This window comes from Streptomyces sp. NPDC058864 (genome assembly GCF_042742985.1).
Lineage (GTDB): Bacteria > Actinomycetota > Actinomycetes > Streptomycetales > Streptomycetaceae > Actinacidiphila.
In genome coordinates this window covers 81,355-82,312 of sequence record NZ_JBHYMQ010000033.1, presented here as the reverse complement: position 1 = coordinate 82,312, position 958 = coordinate 81,355, and the positions used below count along the sequence as shown (strand labels likewise).

The 958-nt window shown below is 71.0% G+C and carries 1 protein-coding gene; it reads right to left on the bottom strand.

Features of this window, described 5'->3' with window-relative positions; genetic code table 11:
* Window positions 1-90: 90 nt before the first annotated feature.
* Window positions 91-795 carry a TetR/AcrR family transcriptional regulator gene (locus ACFW3D_RS24220; RefSeq protein ID WP_500506943.1) on the bottom strand — a complete coding sequence of 235 codons (705 nt, stop codon included), beginning with the start codon at window positions 793-795 and terminating at the stop codon, window positions 91-93.
* Window positions 796-958: the final 163 nt, after the last annotated feature.

Here is a 958-nt window from a genome sequence, read left to right as displayed (position 1 = left end):
GGTTCCCCACCGGGCGTTCCCCGCACGGAGACGGCGGCAGCCGTGAGGTCGCGCGGGGGCAGGACCGTGACCCGGCCCCCGCGCGGCGTCTCAGACGGAGTGCGTGATGCGGTCCAGCAACTCGTTCAGCAGGATGCGTTCACCGGGCGTGAGGATCTCCCCGATCTCCGGGAGCACGGCCTTGAAGGCGACGGTGCGGGTGATCGTCCGACGCCCCTCCTCGGCGGCTTCCTCGGGCGCCGCGGTGGTGATGGCGGCGAGTATGGCCTCCCGCGTCCGCGGCGACAGCTCCGGGTCACGGGCCTCGGGCAGCGTGGCGATCAGCGTCAGGACGACTCCGCACCCGGCCGCGTGGATCATCAGCATGGCGCGTTCCACGTCGACGCTCAGCCGGCCCGCCTCGGCGACCCGGGTCACCAGGCCGCGGAGGACGTTGAACGACTCCGTCACGGCCGCCTGCTCGGCGCCGGGCCTGGGCTGACCGAACATCAGCTGGTATATCTCCGGGTTGGCCACACCGAACTCGATGTGCAGGTCCCAGCCCCAGCGGAGGTCCTCGACCGGATCGTCGGCGCGCACACGGTCGGTCTTGCGGTGCAGGTAGTCGGCGAAGCCCTCCGCCGCGACGGCGTCGAGCAGGCCCTGCATGTCGCCGAACTGCCGGTAGATGGTCGGCGGCTGGACGGCCGCCGCCTTGCTGACCGACCGGGTCGAGACCGCGTCGCGGCCACCCTCGGCGAGCAGGACAGCAGCGGCGGACATGATCCGCTCTCTGGTGGTCGCCCTCTCATCCATGAATCAACGATAACAGAAATCTGTTACCAAGGGAAACCGGTTCGGGGTCATCGGGGGTCGTGGAGGCGCGGACGGTCGCACCCGCCGCCCCCACAAAAACCCCCACCGAGGGGGCGTAGGGGGCCACCCCGACGGGGGTTAACTGTAGGGGGCCGGGCCCCCA